Source organism: Variovorax sp. GW458-11-26-14-LB1 (assembly GCF_059423965.1).
This window is the reverse complement of record NZ_JBWKYW010000032.1, coordinates 40,861-59,791: the sequence shown is the minus strand read 5'-3', so window position 1 is coordinate 59,791 and position 18,931 is coordinate 40,861. Positions and strand designations below refer to the sequence as shown.

The following is an 18,931-nucleotide window of genomic DNA, read 5'->3' as shown; positions in this document are numbered from 1 at the left end:
TTCTGCTTATATTTACAGCCGGGCAAGCCCGCGGCCCTCGCCGCCCAGCCCGCAGGAGACGACCCACGATGTTCCCGTGCCGGCCCACCGCCGTTCGCGCGAAGGCGCTGTTGATGTGCGCTGCACTCTGGCTGAGCGCCGGTGCCGCGTTCGCCGCGCCCGAGATCCGCCCGCTGCCGGTGGCGCCCGACATCTACTACGTGCAGGGCATCCCCGCGCTGGGCTCGAAGGAGAACCAGAACTTCATCTCCAACGCCGGCTTCGTCGTCACGCGCGACAGCGTCGTGATGATCGACGCGCTCGGTTCGCCCGCCGTCGCCGAGCGCATGGTGGAGGAGATCCGCAAGCTCACGCCCAAGCCGATCAGCCACGTCATCCTCACGCACTACCACGCCGACCATATCTACGGCCTGCAGGTGTTCAAGGCGCTGGGCGCGCAGATCGTGGCGCACGCGCGGGGCAAGAGCTACCTCACGTCCGACACCGCGCGGCTGCGGCTCGAAGCCTCGCGCCAGGAGCTCGCGCCGTGGATCGACGAGCGCACGCGGCTGGTGCCGGCCGATGTGTGGATCGACGGGCGCACCGAGCTCACCATCGGCGGCACGCGCTTCGTGATCCAGCCCGCCGGCCCCGCGCACACGCCCGAAGACCTCGCCATCTTTTTGCCGCAGCAGAAGGTGCTGTTCACCGGCGACATCGTGTTCCGCAACCGCACGCCCTACGTGGGCTCCGCCGACAGCCGGCACTGGATCGCGTCGCTCGACGCGCTGCTCGCGCTCGATGCGCGCACCATCGTGCCGGGTCACGGCCCCGCATCGGACGACCCGGCGCAAGACCTGCGGCAGACGCGCGACTACCTCGTCTTCCTGCGCGGCGCGATGCAGAAAGCCGCCACCGAGATGACGCCCTTCGACGAGGCCTACGCCGCCACCGACTGGTCGCGCTTCGAGGCCTGGCCGCTGTTCAAGGTGGCGAACCGCATGAACGCCTACAACACCTACCTGCTGCTGGAGCAGGAGGCGCGATGAGCGGCGACCGCACGCGCCGGCAGCTCGTCGCGGGCCTCGCCGCGTGGTGCGTGGCGCCGATGGCCGTGCATGCGGCCGATGTGCAATTGCCCGCACCTGCTTCGCTGGCGGGTGCGCTCGCCGCGGCGCTGGCCCGCGCGCAACCGCTGGTCGTCATGGCCAGCCTGCAGGGCTGCCCCTTCTGCAAGATCGCGCGCGAGCACTACCTCATGCCCGAAGTTGCCGCAGGACTGCCCGTGGTGCAGATCGACTTTCGCGACGCGCGCACCGTGCGCGACTTCGACGGCGCCACGCGCACGCACGATGCGCTCATCAAGGCGTGGCACGTCAGCGTCGCGCCGACCGTGCTCTTCTTCGGCCGCAACGGCCGCGAGGTCGCCGAGCGCCTGACCGGCGGCGACTCGGACTTCTACGCCGCCTACCTCGAGGCACGCCTGCAGCAAGCGCGCACCGCCGTCCGCAGCTGACGTTATGCATGGCGAAACCGAACGGGTTTCCCCCAAGGGCAAAGCCCTTCCCTTGTTCACGATCGTCCCTAAAATCAATACATAACGATTTACTTATTTAACGATGAAACCGGCCGCTTCGGGGCGCGTTTCGAGGAGACCGAATTGAAGTTGCTGCTGCCGTCGCTCGCCGTCGCTGTCACCGCCATCCTGCTGTCGACACCGGCCCTTGCCAACAAGGAACTGGCCCAGAAGAACGCCTGCCTCGCCTGCCATGCGGTCGACAAGAAGCTGGTCGGCCCCGCCTATCTCGACGTCGCGAAGAAGTACACCGGCCAGGCCGACGCGCTCGCCGCGCTCACCGCGAGCATCCAGAAGGGCAGCACCGGCAAGTGGGGCGCCGTGCCCATGCCTGCGCAGCCCGCGATGAGCGAGGCCGATGCCAAGGCGCTGGCCGCCTGGGTGTTGGGCGGCGCCAAGTAAGGCCCACGGACGCGACGCGATGAGCGGCAGCATCCAGCAGACCGGGCAGGTGCGCAAGGCACCCGAGAACTTTCTCGACGCGCAGGGCGTGCGCGCCGTCTTCGCCGAAGCCGGCAAAGGGCGGCGCGACTTCATCCGCAACGCCTTCGCGGCAGCCGTTGCAGGCACAGCAGCAACGTCGTCCGCGCTCGCGCAATCGCGCTCTGCCGTGGGCGACGGCGACCCCGCCATATTGAACCTGCCCGCGCACAGCACGGGCCTCGGCCAGCCGGTGGTCACCGACGGCTACGGCAAGCCTTCCAAATACGAAGCCAACGTGCAGCGCCGCCAGAGCCCGGGGCTCACGCCGACCGCGCAGGCCTCGGTGTCGTTCGCGCCGCTGCAGTCGCTGTTCGGCATCGTCACGCCCAGCGGCCTGCACTTCGAGCGGCACCACCAGGGCTGGTGGGACATCGATCCGTCCAAGCACCGCCTGATGGTCAACGGCATGGTGAAGACGCCGAAGGTCTTCACGCTCGACGAGCTGATGCGCCTGCCCTCGGTGTCGCGCTTTCACTTCATCGAGTGCGGCGCCAACACCGGCATGGAATGGGGCAACGTCGCGGTGCCGACGGCCCAGTACACGCACGGCATGCTGTCGTGCAGCGAGTTCACCGGCGTGCCGCTGATCACGCTGCTCGAGATGGCGGGCGCCGACCTGAAGGGCGAGCGCTTCGTGCTCGCCGAGGGCGCCGACGGTTCGTCGATGACGCGCACCATTCCCATGAGCCTCATCCGCTCGGGCGAGGTGCTCGTGGCCTACGGCCAGAACGGCGAGATGCTGCGGCCCGAGCAGGGCTACCCGCTGCGGCTCGTGGTGCCCGGCGTGCAGGGCGTGAGCTGGGTCAAGTACCTGCGCCGTATCGAACTCGGCGACCAGCCCTACGGCGCCAAGGACGAGACCGTGCACTACGTCGACCTCATGCCCGACGGCCAGCACCGTCAGTACACCAGCATCCAGGAATGCAAGAGCGTCGTGACCACGCCTTCGGGCGGGCAGATGCTGCTCGACAAGGGCTTCTACAACATCACCGGCCTCGCATGGTCGGGCCGCGGCAAGGTGAAGCGCGTGGACGTGAGCGTGGACGGCGGGCGCAACTGGCGCACCGCGCGGCTCGAATCGCCCGTGCTCTCGAAGTGCCTCACGCGCTTCAACATCGACTGGGTGTGGGACGGCACGCCCGCGATCATCCAGAGCCGCGCGATGGACGACACCGGCTACGTGCAGCCCAGCTACAAGCAGCTGCGCGCGGTGCGCGGCACGCGCTCGATCTACCACAACAACGCCATCCAGTCGTGGCAGGTGCAGGCGAACGGGGAGGTGGCGAATGTCCAGCTTTCCTAAGCGTGCGCTGCTGTTGCTCGTTCTTGCATGCGGCGCTGCGGCATGGGCGCAACCGAAGACGGCCGGCTACGCTGGCATCGGCCGCGACGCCACGCCCAAGGAGGTGGCCGCGTGGGACATCGACGTGCGCCCCGACTTCAAGGGCCTGCCGCCCGGCTCGGGCTCGGTCACGCGCGGGCAGGACCTGTGGGAAGGCAAGTGCGCCTCGTGCCACGGCGTGTTCGGCGAATCGAACCAGGTGTTCAGCCCCATCGTCGGCGGCACCACGGCAGAAGACATCAAGAGCGGCCACGTCGCGCGCCTGAAAGACCCGGCCTTCCCGGGCCGCACCACGCTGATGAAGGTCACGAGCCTGTCGACCGTGTGGGACTACGTGTACCGCGCCATGCCGTGGAACCAGCCCAAGTCGCTGACGCCCGACGACGTGTACGCCGTCACCGCCTACATGCTGAACCTCGGCGGCATCGTGCCCGACGACTTCACGCTGTCCGACAAGAACATCCGCGAGGTGCAGGCCCGCATGCCCAACCGCAACGGCGGCACCACCGCGCACGCGATGTGGCCCGGCAGCGAGTTCGGCCGCGCGGCCAAGCCCGACGTGTCGGCCGTGGCCTGCATGCGCGACTGCGTGCCGGCGGCGTCGTCGGTCGCGCAACTGCCGCCGCATGCACGCGGCAGCCACGGCAACCTCGCCGACCAGAACCGGCTGGTGGGCGCGCAGCGCGGCATCGCCACCGCAGCGCCCGCTGCCGCCGCCGTGAAGACCAGCGCACCGGCCGCAGCACCGAAAGTGCCCGTGGCGCTGCTCGAGAAGAACAGCTGCACCGCCTGCCACGGCATGACGCAGAAGCTCGTCGGCCCCGCCTTCTCGGACATCGCGAAGAAGTACCCCGGCCAGGCCGACCACCTGCTGCAGAAGATCAAGGCGGGCAGCACCGGTGTCTGGGGGGCGATCCCGATGCCGCCGCAGACCCTCGGCGACGATGATGCCAAGGCCATCGCACGCTGGCTCGCCGACAGCGCCGGACCATGATTCGACAGGAGACAACCCCATGAAAAACCGCAGACAGATGCTCACGCAGTCCGCCGCCCTCGCAGGCCTGGCGGTCACCGCCGGCTGGCTCCCCGCCACCGCCCTCGCGTATTCCAAAGACGCCTTCGACGCCAAGAGCGTGGCCGACGCGCTCAAGGCCGTCGGTGTCACCGGCGCGCCCACCGAGAGCAAGGACGTCACCATCACCGGCCCCGACATCGCCGAGAACGGCGCCGTGGTGCCGCTCAGCGTGGCCACCACGCTGCCTGGCGTGAAGCAGCTCATGCTGCTGGTCGAGAAGAACCCCAACGCCGTGGTCGCGATCTTCAACACCTCGGAGTTCGTCGAGTCGAACTTCACCACGCGCGCCAAGCTGGGCCAGTCGTCCGACGTGTACGCGATCGCGGTCATGAACGACGGCAAGGCGCTCTTCGCCAAGAAGGAAGTCAAGGTCACGCTCGGCGGCTGCGGCGGCTGAGCGACGGGCTTCACACACAGAACACGACGAGAAGAAGGAGACCACCATGGCAGATCCCATGCGCATCCGCGCCCAGGCCGCGGGCGACAAGACGACCGTGCGCATCCTCATGGCGCACGAAATGGAAACCGGCCAGCGCAAGGACGCCGCCGGCAAGACCATCCCCGCCTGGTTCATCCAGGAGGTCACGGCCTCGCTCAACGGCAAGACCGTGCTCACGGCCGACTGGGGCCCGGCGGTGTCGAAGAACCCCTTCATGCAGTTCACGCTGAAGGGCGCGAAGGCCGGCGACAAGATCGCCGTGACCTGGAAGGACAACCGCGGCGACACCCGCACCGACGAAGCCACCGTCAGCTGACGCTTTCTTCGCCCACGCGGGCGCTCGCTCGCGTGTTGTGTTCCCCACGAGAAAAAAAGGCGGCCCCATGAGGACAACCACATGCCTGAGCCTGCTGGTGCTGGCCGGCAGCATCGCACTGCCCGCCGCGGCGCAGAAGACCACGGCCGAAGGCATCGCCGAGTACCGCGCGCTGCTGCAGGACGGCAACCCCGCCGAACTGTTCGAGGCCAAGGGCGAAGACCTCTGGAAACAGAAGCGCGGCCCCAAGGCCGCGTCGATGGAAAAGTGCGACCTCGGCAAGGGACCGGGCGTGGTGAAGGGCGCGTTCGCCGAACTGCCGCGCTACTTTCCCGACACCGGCCGCGTGCAGGACATGGAGTCGCGCCTGCTCACCTGCATGGAAACCTTGCAGGGCTTCGACGCCGCCGCCATCGCCAAGACGCCGTTCGGCCAGGGCGAGCAGAAGAACCTCGAGGGGTTGGTGGCATGGATCTCGGCCGAATCGAAGGGTCTGCCGCTGAACCTGCCGCAGTCGCATGCGAGCGAACGCCGTGCGTACGAAGTGGGCAAGCGCCTGTTCTTCCTGCGCGCCGGCCCGCACGACTTTGCCTGCGCCACCTGCCACGGCGCCGACGGCAAGCGCATCCGCCTGCAAGACCTGCCCAACCTCACGAAGAACCCCGGCGCCGGTGAAGGCTTCGGTGCCTGGCCGGCGTACCGCGTGTCGTCGGGCGAGCTGTGGGGCATGCAGCGCCGGCTCAACGACTGCTTCCGCCAGCAGCGCTTTCCGTACCCGGGCTACGCCAGCGACGTGACCGTGGCACTGGCCGTGTACATGGGCGTCAACGGCAAGGGCGGCAAGACCACTGCGCCCGCCATCAAGCGCTGAAGGAGCCACGCCATGAAGTCTGATCATTTCTTCGGCCTGGCCGCCGTGGCCTGCGCACTCACCGTGTTCGGCTGCGCGTCCGTCGACAGCGCCGCCGAGCTCGACAAGCTCACCGCCGACGCGCTGCAGCGCTCCTTCCGCGACCAGGGCATCGCCAAGGTCGACCGCCTCGTGCAAGACCCGGCCAACCTCGCGTGCAGCGAAGCCGAGGCCAGCGGCAAGCCGCTGGACGAGCAGCGCACCAAGGAGATCGAGGCCGCCAACATGAAGACCGTGCGCTGGCCCTCCGACGGCAAGTTCGTCGGCGACTGGCGCGAGGGCGAGAAGATCGCGCAGAACGGCCGCGGCCTCACCTGGACCGACGCGGCCAACGCCGCCAACGGCGGCAATTGCTACAACTGCCACCAGATGTCGAAGGAAGAAATCTCTTTCGGCACGCTCGGCCCGAGCCTGTACCACTACGGCAAGCTGCGCGGCGTGAGCGACCCGGCCAGCGCTGCGTCCAAGCCCATCGTCGAATACACCTGGGGCAAGCTGTGGAACGCGCGCGCCTACAACGCCTGCTCGAACATGCCGCGCGTCGGCCACTCCGGCATCCTCAACGAGAAGCAGATCCGCGACGTGATGGGCTTGCTGCTCGACCCCCAGTCTCCCGTCAACCGCTGAACGCCCGGCTTCTTCCTTCATGAACCTTTCCAAGCGCGAGTTCGTCCAGATGCTCGGTGCCGGCGCTGTCGCCGGGCTGGGCCTGGGCCGCCACGGCAGCAGCATGGCCGCCGGCCTCGACGGCATGTACACCGTGCCGGCCTTCGGCAACGTGTCGATGCTGCACATGACCGACTGCCACGCGCAGCTCAAGCCGCTGTACTTCCGCGAGCCGGGCGTCAACATCGGCGTGGGAAACATGCGCGGCAAGGTGCCGCACCTCGTGGGCGAGCATTTGCTGAAGGCCGCCGGCGTGAAGCCCGGCACGCGTATGGCGCACGCGCTCACCTACCTCGACTTCGACAAGGCCGCACAGCGCTACGGCAAGGTCGGCGGCTTCGCGCACCTGGCCACGCTGGTCAAGCAGCTCAAGGCCAGCCGCCCCGGCGCGCTGCTGCTCGACGGCGGCGACACCTGGCAGGGCTCGGCCACGTCGCTGTGGACCGATGCGCAGGACATGGTCGACGCCTGCAAGCTGCTCGGCGTCGACGTGATGACCGGCCACTGGGAGTTCACCTACGGCATGGCGCGGGTGCAGCAGATCATCGAGAAGGACTTTGCGGGCAAGGTCGAGTTCGTGGCGCAGAACGTCAAGACCGCCGACTTCGGCGACCCGGTGTTCAAGCCGTATGTGATGCGCGAGATCAACGGCGTGCCGTGCGCCATCATTGGCCAGGCCTTCCCGTACACGCCCATCGCCAACCCGCGCTACATGGTGGCCGACTGGACCTTCGGCATCCAGGACGACAACCTGCAGCGCGTGGTGAACGAGGCGCGCGCCAAGGGCGCGCAGGTGGTGGTGGTGCTGTCGCACAACGGCATGGACGTCGACCTGAAGATGGCCAGCCGCGTCACCGGCATCGACGCCATCCTGGGCGGCCACACGCACGACGGCACGCCCATGCCCACGCTGGTGAGCAACGCGGGCGGCAAGACCATCGTGGTCAACGGCGGCTCCAACGGCAAGTTCCTCGGCGTGATCGACTTCGACGTCAAGGGCAAGAAGGTGAGCGACTTCCGCTACCGCCTGCTGCCCGTGTTCTCCGACCTCATTCCGGCCGACAAGGAGATGGACGCGCTCATCACCCGCGTGCGTGCGCCCTACGAGGCGAAGCTGTCCGAAACCCTCGCCCACACCGACGGCGCGCTGTACCGGCGCGGCAACTTCAACGGCACCGGCGACCAGCTGCTGCTCGACGCGCTCATGGAAGTGCAGGACGCACCCATCGCCTTCTCGCCCGGCTTCCGCTGGGGCACCTCGCTGCTGCCCGGCCAGGCGATCACGCGCGAGTGGCTGATGGACATGACGGCCACCACGTATTCGTACGCCACCGTCACGCAGATGACCGGCGAGACGCTCAAGACCGTGCTCGAAGACGTCTGCGACAACCTCTTCAACCCCGACCCCTACTACCAGCAGGGCGGCGACATGGTGCGCGTGGGCGGGCTGCAGTACACCTGCGACCCGACGGCCGCCATGGGCCAGCGCATCCAGGACATGCGCCTGGGCGGCAAGCCCATCGACGCCAGCCGCAGCTACAAGGTCGCGGGCTGGGCGCCGGTGAGCGAAGAGGCGCGCACCGCCGGCAACAAACCGGTGTGGGAAGTCATCGAGCCGTGGCTGAAGTCGCGCAAGGTGGTGACCACGCGCCGGCTCGACGAACCCGTGCTGAAGAACATCGCACCGAACCCCGGCCTGGCCTGAATTGAGCCCGCGCGTGCGCGAGGGCGCTCCCTAGAATCGGGGCATGTCCATCGCGCAGCTTTCCCTTCTCACCACGCTCGCGCTCGTGGCGGCCTTCGTGCTGTCGGCGGTGTTCGGCGCCGTCGCGCGCGCCACGCGCTTTTGCACCATGGGCGCGATCAGCGACGTGGTGGCGCTCGGCGACTGGACCCGCGTGAAGCAGTGGGCCGCGGCCGGCGGCGTCGCGCTCATCGGCTTCTCGGCGCTCGTGTTCACGGGGCTCGTCGATGCCGACCGCACGCTCTACGCCTCGCACCAGATCCTCTGGCTCGCCGCGCTGGTCGGCGGCCTGCTGTTCGGCGTGGGCATGGTGCTGTCCTCGGGCTGCGGCAACAAGACGCTGGTGCGCCTGGGCGGCGGCAACCTCAAGGCGCTGGTGGTGCTGGTGCTCATGGGCGTGTCGGCCTTCGCCACGCTGAAGGGCATCACCGCGGTGCTGCGCGTCGCGACCGTCGATGCGGTGCACATCGACCTGGCGATGAATGCGTCGCTGCCCGATGTGCTGGCGGCGTCTTTCCAACTGAACGCGGCTTCGCTGCGCCTCGCGCTCGGCCTCGTGCTGGGCGGCGCGCTGCTCGTGTGGGCCGCATGGGGCCGCGAGACGCGCGACGTGCGCAGCCTCGTCGGCGGCATGCTGATCGGCGCGCTGGTCGTCGGCGCGTGGTGGCTCAGCGGCCACTGGGCGGCGGTCGAGGAGCATCCGCTCACGCTCGAGCACGTGTTCCTCGCCACCAACTCCGGCCGCGCCGAAGCGCTGAGCTTCGTCACGCCGGTGGCCTACGCGCTCGACTGGCTCATGTTCTACAGCGACGTCAACAAACGGCTCACGCTGGGCATCGTGTCGGTCGCCGGCGTGGTGGTGGGCGCCGCGCTGCATGCACTGTGGTCGCGCGAATTCCGCTGGGAAGGCTTCGCCGGCACCGGCGACCTCGCGCACCACGCGACGGGCGCCGTGCTCATGGGCATCGGCGGCGTCACGGCCATGGGCTGCACCATCGGGCAGGGCCTGAGCGCGCTGTCGACGCTGAGCATCGCGAGCCTGCCGGCCATCGCGGGCATCGTGATCGGCGCGGTGGTAAGCCTGAAGTACCAAGCCTGGCAGCTCGAACGCACGCTCTGATTTTCCAGGGCATGCCTTGAAGCGAATCCTCACAATTTAGTTCGCTGCGCGGGGCGTTTTTCGCGCGTTCGCGACGATCGGGCGCGGTGGTGCTGGCTATCATTTTCCGCACCTGTTGCCGCTGCGAACGATGGCCTTCATCGACGGGCGCGGCACCGAACAACCACAACCGAGGGAGAGCGCCATGACTGCGCACAACAACCGATCGGCGCGCACGCGCCTGTTTGCCTTGAGCCTTTGCTTCTGCGCCGTGCTCGCGGCCTGCAAGGAAGACAACAAGCCGACGCCGGCGGCAGCCTCGCCATCGCCGTCCGCATCGGGCAAGACCCAGCCCGCCAAGGACCCGGCCCGCGTGCAGGCCGCGGCCCGCACCACCTACAGCCAGGGCTACAACCGGCTCATCGACGACAACCGCAGCGTGGGTGCCAAGTACAAGAGCTACGTGCAGATGAACGTGAACGGCAAGTCGCCGAGCGGGAACTCGTTCTATGGCAGCCCTTCCGATGTGCAGTCCATCGTGGACGACCTGAAGAAGGCCCGCGCCGACGGCTCGGGCGACGCGGCGCTCGACGCGGCCGTCGACGGCGTGGTGGCCACGGGCGAGAAGCTCGTCGCCGTCTGGACGCCGATGGACCCGTACTACCGGTCCAAGAGTTTTCTCGAAGACAAGTGGGTCAAGGGCCGCGCGGCCGACGCCGACATGAACGCCGCCTTCAAGGGCCTGCTGGCCAGCATCGACACGCTGGGCGGCGAGCTGGACCGCGTGCAGGAGGCGTCGCGCACCGAACGCATGGCCAAGCTCAAGGCCGAGGGCGACATGCTCAACTACCACACGCTGGCCTCGATGGCTGTGGCCAAGAAGTTCGTCAACGGCCTCGACCAGATCGACGGCCTGAAGAACAAGGACGCCGTCGCCAAGGTCGATGCGGCGGCCAGCGAGTTGCAGGCCTCGCTGGAAGAACTCTCCAAGGCGCTGGAAGAAGCCAAGGCCGCAGCCAAGGCCAAGGGGGAAGCAGGCAAGGCGCCCAACTACAACTACGAGTCGCTGCACGGCAGCCTGCTGAACATGATCGGCCAATGGCGCACGTTCAAGGACAGCAAGTTCCCGTCGACGTACAAGAACATCGTGAGCTACTACAACTCCGCCGTGGGTTCGTACAACCGCGGCTTCGGCCGCTGACCCGGGCCATGGGCACCGCGCGGGTTCTTTCGCGCGGCAGCGTCGCGGCCCTGGCGGTCGCGGCGCTTCTCGCGGCGGCAGGCTGTGGCAGCGCCCGCGAGACGCAGCAGATTCCCGTCACCGCGTTCCGCAACTACGGCGCGTCGCCGCTGCAGCACACCTTCTACATCGGCTCCGACGCGCGCTTCCACCGCTTCCAGTGGTCCAACGGCAAGCAGGGCGGCACCTGGCTGATCGCGCGCGCCGAGATGGACATCGTCAACGAGAAATCAATCGACGACCCGGGCGTCGGCCGCGCCGGCTATTTCCTCAGCCGGCGTGACGACGGGCGGTGGATGGCGCACTGAGCCTGTCGCCTGCGCCGCGCAGCCGGTCACCCGGCGTGTCAGTCCCACTCGCCGTTGTCGGGGCCGTCGTCCTCGGAATCGTCGGGGTGGTTCTGGCGGGCGCGTTCGATGAAGTCATTCACATGACCCCAGAACAGCCGGGCGCGCTGCCTTTCGCGCGTGGCCAGGACATCCTTCGCCCAGATGCGCAGGCGCCTGTTGGTTCTCGCCACGCGCCGCAGATCGTCGTCCCCCAGGTTCTTCAGGATCTCCACCAGCATTTCGTTCGGCAGGAAGTCGAGTGATCCGGCTTCTTCCATCAGTTCTTCTTTGTCGCCCATGTCGTTCGCCATTCAAAAAAAGTGAAAAGAACACGCCGCTCAAGGCGTGGCTAGGTCGGGCCGCACGACTGGAACTCACTTCCGGGTCCGGTGTAGCGGCTCGTGCTCACGGCATCGCCGAAGGCAATCAGCGCTTCCCTGAAGTTCCGCGCCGACCCGCTGAACTCCTGCGCCAACAAGGGCGACACCTGCTGCGCCAGTTGCCGCGCGACGAACTGCACGTCGTCGGCGGTGCGCGCAACGCCAAGGCGCTGCACACGCATCCAGAAAGCCTCCGCGTCCGAGAGAAAGGCGACCGCCGCGCGTGCCTTGGTGATCTTCTCGACGATCTGCTGCTGGATGCCATGCAGCGCCGCGTCGTTGGCGCGGAACTGGTCTCGGCTGCTGGCCAGCGTGCTCCTGAGCCGGTTGGCCGCTTCCAGGGAATTGCGCAAGGAAGCGTGCATGCGATCGGCATCCTGCAGCGCGGAGAACAGGTGGTCCTGCGTCTGGATGTCCTTCTGTGCGAGCGTGCGAATCGACAGATAGGTGCCGTAGCCGGGAACCCACCACCACTTCTCGAGTTCCCGCAGCTTCTTGCGGCGCTCCGCGAGACTGCGTTCCAGTTGACGCACGCGATCGTTGAGCTGGCGGATCTCGTCGCTGCTTGCGCGCTCGCGCGCGCTGGCCGCCGCGATCTGCGCTTCGACATCCGCGATCTTCCGGCCCAGGTCTTCCTGCGCCAGGAGGATCTCGCCGAGTTCCTTTTCCAGCCGGGCCGAGCGGGCCGCGCAGGTGCGATGCGCTGCTTCGGCGTTGCCGAGGTACTGTCGGGTTCTTCGTGTGATCTCGCCCGTCAAGGATTCGATGGTCTTGAGTTGCGCGTCCGCGCCTGCGACGTCTCCACGTTCTCCCATCTGCTGCGCGGCATCCAGGCCCCGAAGCACTTCGGTGGTGAGTTCGCCGAGCGGCCGGGGCGCGGGCACCTGCGCCGGCGCTTGTGCCGATGCCGCCGCGTGAAGCCCCGCGGCGAGCACGACGTGGGCCAGCGCACGCTGCAGCACCGCAGCGACAGGTCTTGAAAGAATGGCCATGGCTCCTCCTTCTGCTTCCTCTTTTCAGGCCCGAAGGCGGCTTCGCTGTCAGGCCGCCTTCTTGTTCGTCCCGAGAGCTTTTTGCGTCGCCGTCTTCTCCGCGGCGAGCGCCTGCTTGTCGTCGTTGGCCGCATCCATGTCCGCCTGAATGTCGCCCAGCAGCCGGGCGCCGAGCGAAGACGCCACCCGACGCGCGCCATCGTCGTCCAGGTAGGTCTCGTAGTCCTTCTTCACCTGGTCCCGGATGCCGGACGTGGCCCGCATGTACTCGTTGGCGATGTCGCCGAGTGCGACCCAGCCCGCCACGTAGCGCACCACGTCCTTCTTGAAATCGGGATCGGCGTAGAGCTCGCGCTTGAGTTCGACCGACTCCGACTGCATCGCCTTGACCTGTGCCGCGAAGCCCGGATCGGCCAGCCTGCCGCAGTGGGCGGACATGCCCGACCAGAAGAACGTCATGTCGCGAAGCACGCCGACCACCTGCCGCAGTGCCGCAATCACATTGAACAGGGCCTTGGCGGTCAGCTCCGCCGTCATCTCCTGGGCATGGGCGTTCTTCATCTCGACCGCGTACTTCTGCAGGTTGGCCGAGACCTCGATTTCCTTGTCCTTCTTCTGCATCAGCAGGTCGAGGTACTTGAGCTTCTCCTGGCGGTACCCCTCGGCGACCGCTGCATACCCATCGCCTTCGGTCTTGAGACCGTTGGCCACGTTCTGCAGGTAGTCGCTCAAGGCCTTGCTGGCGGTGGCCAGGCGTGCCTCGGCGTCGCTGAGCGTCTTGTCGGCCTGGGTCATCGCGTCCTTGGCCCGTGTGGCCGCCTGCGTCGCTTCGGTGTCCTTGAGCTTCGCCGACGACAGGTCTTTCTCCGCCGCCTTCTTTTTCTCGGCGTCCTTGGCCTCATCGACCGCGGCTTGTGCCTGGAGAAGCGCGGCGCTGGCCTGGGTCTGCTTTTTTTGCGCGGCGGCCAGCGCCGCCTCGGCGTCGCTTTTCTTCAGGCGTGCGGCATCGGCCGCCTTGGCGGCCTTTTCCTTTTCTTGCTTGAGGGCGTCATCGTCCTGCTTTACGCCGGCGTCGGCGCCTGCCGTCTTGCGCGGTGCGTCGGGTGGAATCTGCGGGTTCGCCGGTGTCTTCGATCCGGCGAATGCGCCTGCGAACGCACCGGCGGCCTGCGCGATCGGCGCAAGAACGGCTCCGACCATGCTGAGCGCGAACGAGCGGTCCTCTGCCTTTTCCGTCTTGCGCTTGGCTTCTTCATACAGCTTCTCGAGCTCCTTGCGGCTTTGCTCCAGGCGCCTGCTCAACTCCTCCGCCTCCGCGATCCTGGCTTCCAGATCCTGCGCGCGGACCCTGAGTTCTTCCGCGTTCTTCAGCTCGGTGCCGCGCGCCTTCTCCGTCGTCTGCAGCACATCGCTGGAGTCGTTCGCAAGGCTCTCGAATTCCCTGGCCAGCACGTCCATGCTCGCCCCAAGTTTCTGCGCCACCGACGAGGCCCGTGCGAGAAAAACCAGTGCGAGGCTGTCCTGTCCGTTGACCAGGAACTTGAAGACGCGGTTGAAGGTCGGCAGAAGTTCCTGCGTAGCACTTTCGATGGCGCCCATCTCCTGCATGCACTTCCCGCACAGCACGCCGAAGCGGTCGTGGATGCGTCCGATCGGCGCGCGGATTTCTCCGTACTTGGCCGGGGTGCTGTTGTAGGCCAGGTTGATGAAATCGCCGGTGCGCTGCAGCTTGCTCACGAGGTCGTCCAGACGAAGCGTCTTGAGAACCTGTGCCTTCTGCGCAATCACCATCCGTGTTCCGGACCTGGGTGTTTCGATCAGGGAGAACTGCTCCCCGTCGATGTCGACGCGGTAGTCGTCAATGTTCAGGACATCGGCCATTTCATTTCCCTTGGGTTGCTTGTGGATCGATGCGCTCGCAACGGTGCTTGCGGCGTGTCGAGAGGCTAAGCATCCCTACGGAAATCGGTAGGAGGGAATGTCAGAAGCGGTTTACTTGTTTTCGGCGATGGCCTTCGCCGGAGCATCGGAATAGCTCACATCGCCTTGTCATTCTTTTGTTTCGCGTGGGCGCGTGCGGCTCGCAAAGTCCCCCATTGGGCCGCGTTTTTACGCTTTCTTTACGCCCCCCCACTCACTCTTTCCCCCGGTTTTACGCACGCCTGCCGAGACTCCTTTCATCTTGTTTGCAGGAGTGATGAATGGACATCGTCTGGATGGGCGCCTTGCTGGCGCTGTGGGTCGTGGTGGCGGCCATGGTCGTCGGGCTGAACCGGCTCGAAGGGCCGCAGAAGCCGCACGCGGGCGTTGATACGACACGCACGCCGGGGGATGCATCGTGATCGGCCTCGAAGTCCTGTACGGCTTCGGCGCGCTGGTCGCCGTGGTCCTGTTCGCGTACCTGGTGTTCGCGCTGATCTGCGCCGAGGAGTTCTGACATGGAAACCTCGGCCTGGGTCTTGCTGGCCCTTTTTCTCGGCGCGCTGCTCGTGCTGGCCTGGCCGCTGGGCAAGCTGCTGGCCGCGCTGTGCGCCGAGCGCGTGCCGCGCTGGATGCAGCGCGTCGAAGCGCCGCTGTACCGCCTCGCGGGCACGCAGCCCGAGCAGTCGATGCACTGGCTGCGCTACGCGCTGGCGCTGCTGGCGTTCAACGCCATCGGCGCGATCTTTCTCTATGCCATGCAGCGGCTGCAGGGCGGGCTGCCGTTCAACCCGGCCGGCATGGGCGCGGTGTCGCCCGACTCGGCCTTCAACACGGCGGTGAGCTTCGTCGCCAACACCAACTGGCAGGGCTACGCCGGCGAGTCGACCATGAGCTACCTCACGCAGATGCTCGGCCTGGCGGTGCAGAACTTCCTGTCTGCCGCCACCGGCATCGCGGTCGCCTTCGCACTGGTGCGCGGCTTCGTGCGCTGCGGTGACGGCAAGGGCCTGGTCGGCAACTTCTGGGCCGACGTGACGCGCGTCACGCTGTGGGTGCTGCTGCCGATCTCGTTCGTGCTCGCGCTGTGCCTGGCAGGGCAGGGCGTGATCCAGAACTTCGACGCCTACAAGAGCGTGCAGACGATCGAGGCCACGGCCTTCCAGCAACCGAAGAACGGCCCCGACGGCCAGCCGTTGAAGGACGACAAGGGCGCCCCCGTGATGGAAGACGCCACCACACAGACGCAGACGCTGGCCATGGGCCCGGTCGCTTCGCAGGAAGCGATCAAGATGCTCGGCACCAACGGCGGCGGCTTCTTCAACGCCAACTCGGCGCACCCCTACGAGAACCCGACCGCGTTCAGCAACCTGCTGGAGATGCTGGCGATCTTCCTGATCCCCGCGGCGCTGTGCTTCGCCTTCGGCCGCGTGGTCGGCGACCTGCGCCAGGGCTGGGCCGTGCTCGCGGCGATGACGGTGCTGTTCGTGGTGGCGGTGCTGGCCGTCACGCCCGCCGAGCAGGCCGGCAACCCGCTGCTGGGCCCGCTGGGCGTGGACCAGGTGGCCAGCGCGCTGCAAAGCGGCGGCAACATGGAAGGCAAGGAAGTGCGCTTCGGCATCGACGCCTCGGCCCTCTTCGCCGCCGTGACCACCGCCGCCTCGTGCGGCGCGGTGAACGCCATGCACGACTCGCTCACGCCCATCGGCGGCATGGTCCCCATGGTGCTGATGCAGCTGGGTGAGGTCGTCTTCGGCGGCGTCGGCAGCGGCCTGTACGGCATGCTGGTGTTCGCCATGCTCGCGGTGTTCATCGCGGGCCTGATGATCGGGCGCACGCCCGAGTACCTCGGCAAGAAGATCGAGGTGCGCGAGATGAAGCTGATCTCCATCGCCATCCTGGTCACGCCGGTGCTGGTGCTGGCGGGCACGGCGCTGGCGGTGAGCGCGGGCGCGGGCAAGGTCGGCATCGCCAACCCCGGCGCGCACGGCTTCTCCGAAGTGCTGTACGCGCTGACCTCGGCAGCCAACAACAACGGCAGCGCCTTCGCGGGCCTGTCGGCCAACACACCGTTCTACAACGGCCTGCTCGGCCTGGCGATGTGGCTCGGGCGCTTCGCGATGATCGTGCCGGTGCTCGCCATTGCCGGCGCGCTGGCCGCCAAGAAGCGCCTGCCCGTCACCAGCGGCACGCTGCCCACGCACGGCCCGCTATTCGTCTTCCTGCTGATCGGCACCGTGCTGCTGGTCGGCTTGCTCAACTACGTGCCGGCGCTGGCCCTGGGCCCGATCGTCGAACACCTCGTGCTCTGGAAATAAGAAGGAGCGCACCATGACTGCCAAAACCAAAACTTCCCTCTCGCTGTTCGACGCGGCGCTGGTCAAGCCCGCGCTGTGGGGCGCCTTCGCCAAGCTGAACCCGCGCACCCAGTGGCGCAACCCGGTGATGTTCATCGTCTACATCGGGAGCATCCTCACGACGCTGCTCTGGGTGCATGCGCTGAGCTTCCCGGGCGACACCGGCATGCAGCCCGCCTTCGTGCTGGCCGTGACCGTGTGGCTGTGGTTCACCGTGCTGTTCGCCAACTTCGCCGAGGCGCTGGCCGAAGGCCGCAGCAAGGCGCAGGCGGCCTCGCTGCGCGGCCTGCGCAAGGACACCTGGGCCAAGAAGCTGAAGGACCAGCAGCAGCCGCACCACGGCGCGCCGTGGCTGCCGGAGCAGGCGCCCAACCTGCGCAAGGGCGACGTCGTGCTGGTCGAAGCCGGCGACGTGATCCCGCTCGACGGCGAAGTGATCGAAGGCGTGGCCTCGGTCGACGAAAGCGCCATCACCGGCGAATCGGCGCCCGTGGTGCGCGAATCGGGCGGCGACTTCTCGGCCGTCACCGGCGGCACGCGCGTGCTGTCCGACTGGCTGGTGGTGCGCATCTCGGTGAACCCCGGCGAGTCGTTCCTGGACCGCATGATCGGCATGGTCGAGGCGGCCAAGCGCCACAAGACGCCGAACGAGATCGCGCTGACCATCCTGTTGGTCGCACTGACCATCGTGTTCCTCATGGTCACCGTCACGCTGCTGCCGTTCTCGGTGTTCAGCGTGGAAGCCGCGGGCGCGGGCACCGTGGTGTCGCTCACCGCGCTGGTCGCGCTGCTCGTGTGCCTGATCCCGACCACCATCGGCGGCCTGCTCTCGGCCGTGGGCGTGGCCGGCATGAGCCGCATGATGCAGGCCAACGTGATCGCCACCTCGGGCCGCGCGGTGGAAGCGGCCGGCGACGTCGACGTGCTGCTGCTGGACAAGACCGGCACCATCACGCACGGCAACCGCCAGGCCAGCGCCTTCCTGCCCGCGCCCGGCGTGCCCAAGGGCCGCCTCGCGCGCGCCGCCATGCTCGCCTCGCTGGCCGACGAAACGCCCGAGGGCCGCAGCATCGTCGAGCTGGCACGCCGCGACGGCCTCGAAGCGGCGTCGGTCGAAGGCGCGCGCTTCGTGCCCTTCACCGCGCAGACCCGCATGAGCGGTGTCGACCTGCCGGCCGCGCCGAACAGCCTGGACGTCGATGCCATCGTGCTGCGCAAGGGCGCGGTCGACGCGGTGCGCCGCCATGTCGAAGCGCTGGGCGGCAGCGTGCCGGCCGAGATGCTGCGCGCCGCCGAAGAAGCGGCACGCCGCGGCAGCACGCCGCTGGCCGTGGCCGAAGGCAACCGCGTGCTCGGCGTGGTCGAGCTCAAGGACATCGTCAAGACCGGCATCCGCGACCGCTTTGCCGAGTTGCGCCGCATGGGCATCAAGACCGTGATGATCACGGGCGACAACAAGCTCACGGCCGCCGCCATTGCGGCCGAGGCCGGCGTGGACGACTTCCTGGCCGAGGCCACGCCCGAAGACAAGCTCGCGCTGATCCGCAAGTACCAGGCCGAAGGCCGGCTGGTCGCGATGACCGGCGACGGCACCAACGACGCCCCCGCGCTCGCGCAGGCCGACGTGGCCGTGGCCATGGGCAGCGGCACGCAGGCCGCGAAGGAGGCCGGCAACATGGTCGACCTCGACTCCAACCCGACCAAGCTGCTCGAGGTGGTGGAGACCGGCAAGGCGCTGCTCATGACGCGCGGCTCGCTCACCACCTTCTCGATCGCGAACGACGTGGCGAAGTACTTCGCGATCATTCCGGCGATCTTCGTGTCGACCTATCCGCAGTTGGGCGCGCTCAACGTGATGCGCCTGGCCAGCCCGTCGTCGGCCATCCTGTCGGCGGTGATCTTCAACGCGCTCGTCATCGTGTTCCTGATTCCGCTGGCGCTCAAGGGCGTGCGCTACCGGCCCGTGGGCGCCGCTGCGCTGCTGCGCCGCAACCTCGCCATCTACGGCCTGGGCGGCTTGCTCGTTCCCTTCATCGGCATCAAGTTGATCGACTGGCTGCTGGTTGCAGTCCATCTGGTCTGAG

20 protein-coding genes are annotated in these 18,931 nt (G+C 67.7%); 17 read left to right on the top strand and 3 right to left on the bottom strand.

Annotated elements, in window-relative coordinates; genetic code table 11:
- Positions 1 to 113 precede the first annotated feature (113 nt).
- The 13 genes from AC07YS_RS20445 to AC07YS_RS20385 all read left to right on the top strand — a co-directional run bounded on the left by AC07YS_RS20445 (position 114) and on the right by AC07YS_RS20385 (position 11,177).
- The gene (locus AC07YS_RS20445; protein WP_495269614.1) at positions 114 to 1,028 is read left to right on the top strand and encodes an MBL fold metallo-hydrolase; all 915 of its coding nucleotides are present in this window, start codon (positions 114 to 116) and stop codon (positions 1,026 to 1,028) included.
- The gene (locus tag AC07YS_RS20440) at positions 1,025 to 1,495 is read left to right on the top strand and encodes a thioredoxin fold domain-containing protein (protein WP_495269615.1); all 471 of its coding nucleotides are present in this window, start codon (positions 1,025 to 1,027) and stop codon (positions 1,493 to 1,495) included. The genes AC07YS_RS20445 and AC07YS_RS20440 overlap by 4 nt, the downstream gene beginning before the upstream one ends.
- 144 nt (positions 1,496 to 1,639) lie before the next feature.
- A complete protein-coding gene (locus tag AC07YS_RS20435; protein WP_307581966.1) occupies positions 1,640 to 1,957 on the top strand; it encodes a c-type cytochrome in 318 nt (105 codons plus the stop codon).
- Between the two features lie 19 nt (positions 1,958 to 1,976).
- The gene (gene soxC, locus AC07YS_RS20430) at positions 1,977 to 3,341 is read left to right on the top strand and encodes a sulfite dehydrogenase (RefSeq protein ID WP_495269616.1); all 1,365 of its coding nucleotides are present in this window, start codon (positions 1,977 to 1,979) and stop codon (positions 3,339 to 3,341) included.
- A complete protein-coding gene (locus AC07YS_RS20425; protein WP_495269617.1) occupies positions 3,325 to 4,374 on the top strand; it encodes a c-type cytochrome in 1,050 nt (349 codons plus the stop codon). The genes soxC and AC07YS_RS20425 overlap by 17 nt, the downstream gene beginning before the upstream one ends.
- Before the next feature lie 19 nt (positions 4,375 to 4,393).
- Positions 4,394 to 4,852 (top strand): thiosulfate oxidation carrier protein SoxY, encoded by a 459-nt coding sequence (gene soxY, locus AC07YS_RS20420; protein ID WP_495269618.1) that lies wholly within the window; start codon positions 4,394 to 4,396, stop codon positions 4,850 to 4,852.
- 46 nt (positions 4,853 to 4,898) lie between these two features.
- Entirely contained in the window at positions 4,899 to 5,210 is a 312-nt protein-coding gene (soxZ, locus tag AC07YS_RS20415; RefSeq protein ID WP_172438442.1) for a thiosulfate oxidation carrier complex protein SoxZ, read from the top strand.
- 67 nt (positions 5,211 to 5,277) lie between these two features.
- Positions 5,278 to 6,081 (top strand): sulfur oxidation c-type cytochrome SoxA, encoded by an 804-nt coding sequence (gene soxA / locus AC07YS_RS20410; protein WP_062473848.1) that lies wholly within the window; start codon positions 5,278 to 5,280, stop codon positions 6,079 to 6,081.
- Positions 6,082 to 6,093: 12 nt separating this feature from the next.
- On the top strand, positions 6,094 to 6,747 hold the full coding sequence (soxX, locus tag AC07YS_RS20405) for a sulfur oxidation c-type cytochrome SoxX (RefSeq protein ID WP_095747116.1): 654 nt from the start codon (positions 6,094 to 6,096) through the stop codon (positions 6,745 to 6,747).
- 19 nt (positions 6,748 to 6,766) lie between these two features.
- Positions 6,767 to 8,491 carry a thiosulfohydrolase SoxB gene (gene soxB / locus AC07YS_RS20400; RefSeq protein WP_495269619.1) on the top strand — a complete coding sequence of 575 codons (1,725 nt, stop codon included), beginning with the start codon at positions 6,767 to 6,769 and terminating at the stop codon, positions 8,489 to 8,491.
- A gap of 43 nt (positions 8,492 to 8,534) precedes the next feature.
- Positions 8,535 to 9,650, top strand: coding sequence for a YeeE/YedE family protein (locus AC07YS_RS20395; protein WP_495269620.1), 1,116 nt, complete (start codon positions 8,535 to 8,537; stop codon positions 9,648 to 9,650).
- A gap of 184 nt (positions 9,651 to 9,834) precedes the next feature.
- Positions 9,835 to 10,830 (top strand): DUF3829 domain-containing protein, encoded by a 996-nt coding sequence (locus tag AC07YS_RS20390; protein WP_390348045.1) that lies wholly within the window; start codon positions 9,835 to 9,837, stop codon positions 10,828 to 10,830.
- An 8-nt stretch (positions 10,831 to 10,838) separates the two neighbouring features.
- Positions 10,839 to 11,177, top strand: coding sequence for a hypothetical protein (locus AC07YS_RS20385; protein WP_495269621.1), 339 nt, complete (start codon positions 10,839 to 10,841; stop codon positions 11,175 to 11,177).
- Positions 11,178 to 11,215: 38 nt separating this feature from the next.
- Here AC07YS_RS20385 and AC07YS_RS20380 read toward each other — a convergent pair whose 3' ends face one another.
- From AC07YS_RS20380 to AC07YS_RS20370, 3 genes are read right to left on the bottom strand one after another with little or no spacing between them, the layout of a single operon-like run.
- Positions 11,216 to 11,509, bottom strand: a complete 294-nt coding sequence (locus AC07YS_RS20380) for an F-box protein (protein WP_495269622.1) — start codon at positions 11,507 to 11,509, stop codon at positions 11,216 to 11,218.
- Between the two features lie 38 nt (positions 11,510 to 11,547).
- Positions 11,548 to 12,570 (bottom strand): hypothetical protein, encoded by a 1,023-nt coding sequence (locus tag AC07YS_RS20375; RefSeq protein ID WP_495269623.1) that lies wholly within the window; start codon positions 12,568 to 12,570, stop codon positions 11,548 to 11,550.
- A gap of 48 nt (positions 12,571 to 12,618) precedes the next feature.
- Positions 12,619 to 14,451, bottom strand: a complete 1,833-nt coding sequence (locus tag AC07YS_RS20370) for a hypothetical protein (RefSeq protein ID WP_495269624.1) — start codon at positions 14,449 to 14,451, stop codon at positions 12,619 to 12,621.
- Between the two features lie 320 nt (positions 14,452 to 14,771).
- On the opposite strand from AC07YS_RS20370, the gene AC07YS_RS20365 reads away from it, so the two are divergent.
- From AC07YS_RS20365 to kdpB, 4 genes are read left to right on the top strand one after another with little or no spacing between them, the layout of a single operon-like run.
- Entirely contained in the window at positions 14,772 to 14,912 is a 141-nt protein-coding gene (locus tag AC07YS_RS20365; RefSeq protein WP_172438440.1) for a hypothetical protein, read from the top strand.
- Complete coding sequence (gene kdpF / locus AC07YS_RS20360; protein WP_056576794.1) at positions 14,909 to 15,007, top strand: K(+)-transporting ATPase subunit F; 99 nt, start codon at positions 14,909 to 14,911, stop codon at positions 15,005 to 15,007. The genes AC07YS_RS20365 and kdpF overlap by 4 nt, the downstream gene beginning before the upstream one ends.
- A gap of 1 nt (position 15,008) precedes the next feature.
- Positions 15,009 to 16,808, top strand: coding sequence for a potassium-transporting ATPase subunit KdpA (gene kdpA / locus AC07YS_RS20355; protein WP_495269625.1), 1,800 nt, complete (start codon positions 15,009 to 15,011; stop codon positions 16,806 to 16,808).
- Positions 16,809 to 16,821: 13 nt separating this feature from the next.
- Entirely contained in the window at positions 16,822 to 18,930 is a 2,109-nt protein-coding gene (kdpB, locus tag AC07YS_RS20350; protein WP_307581941.1) for a potassium-transporting ATPase subunit KdpB, read from the top strand.
- The last annotated feature ends 1 nt before the right edge of the window (position 18,931 follow it).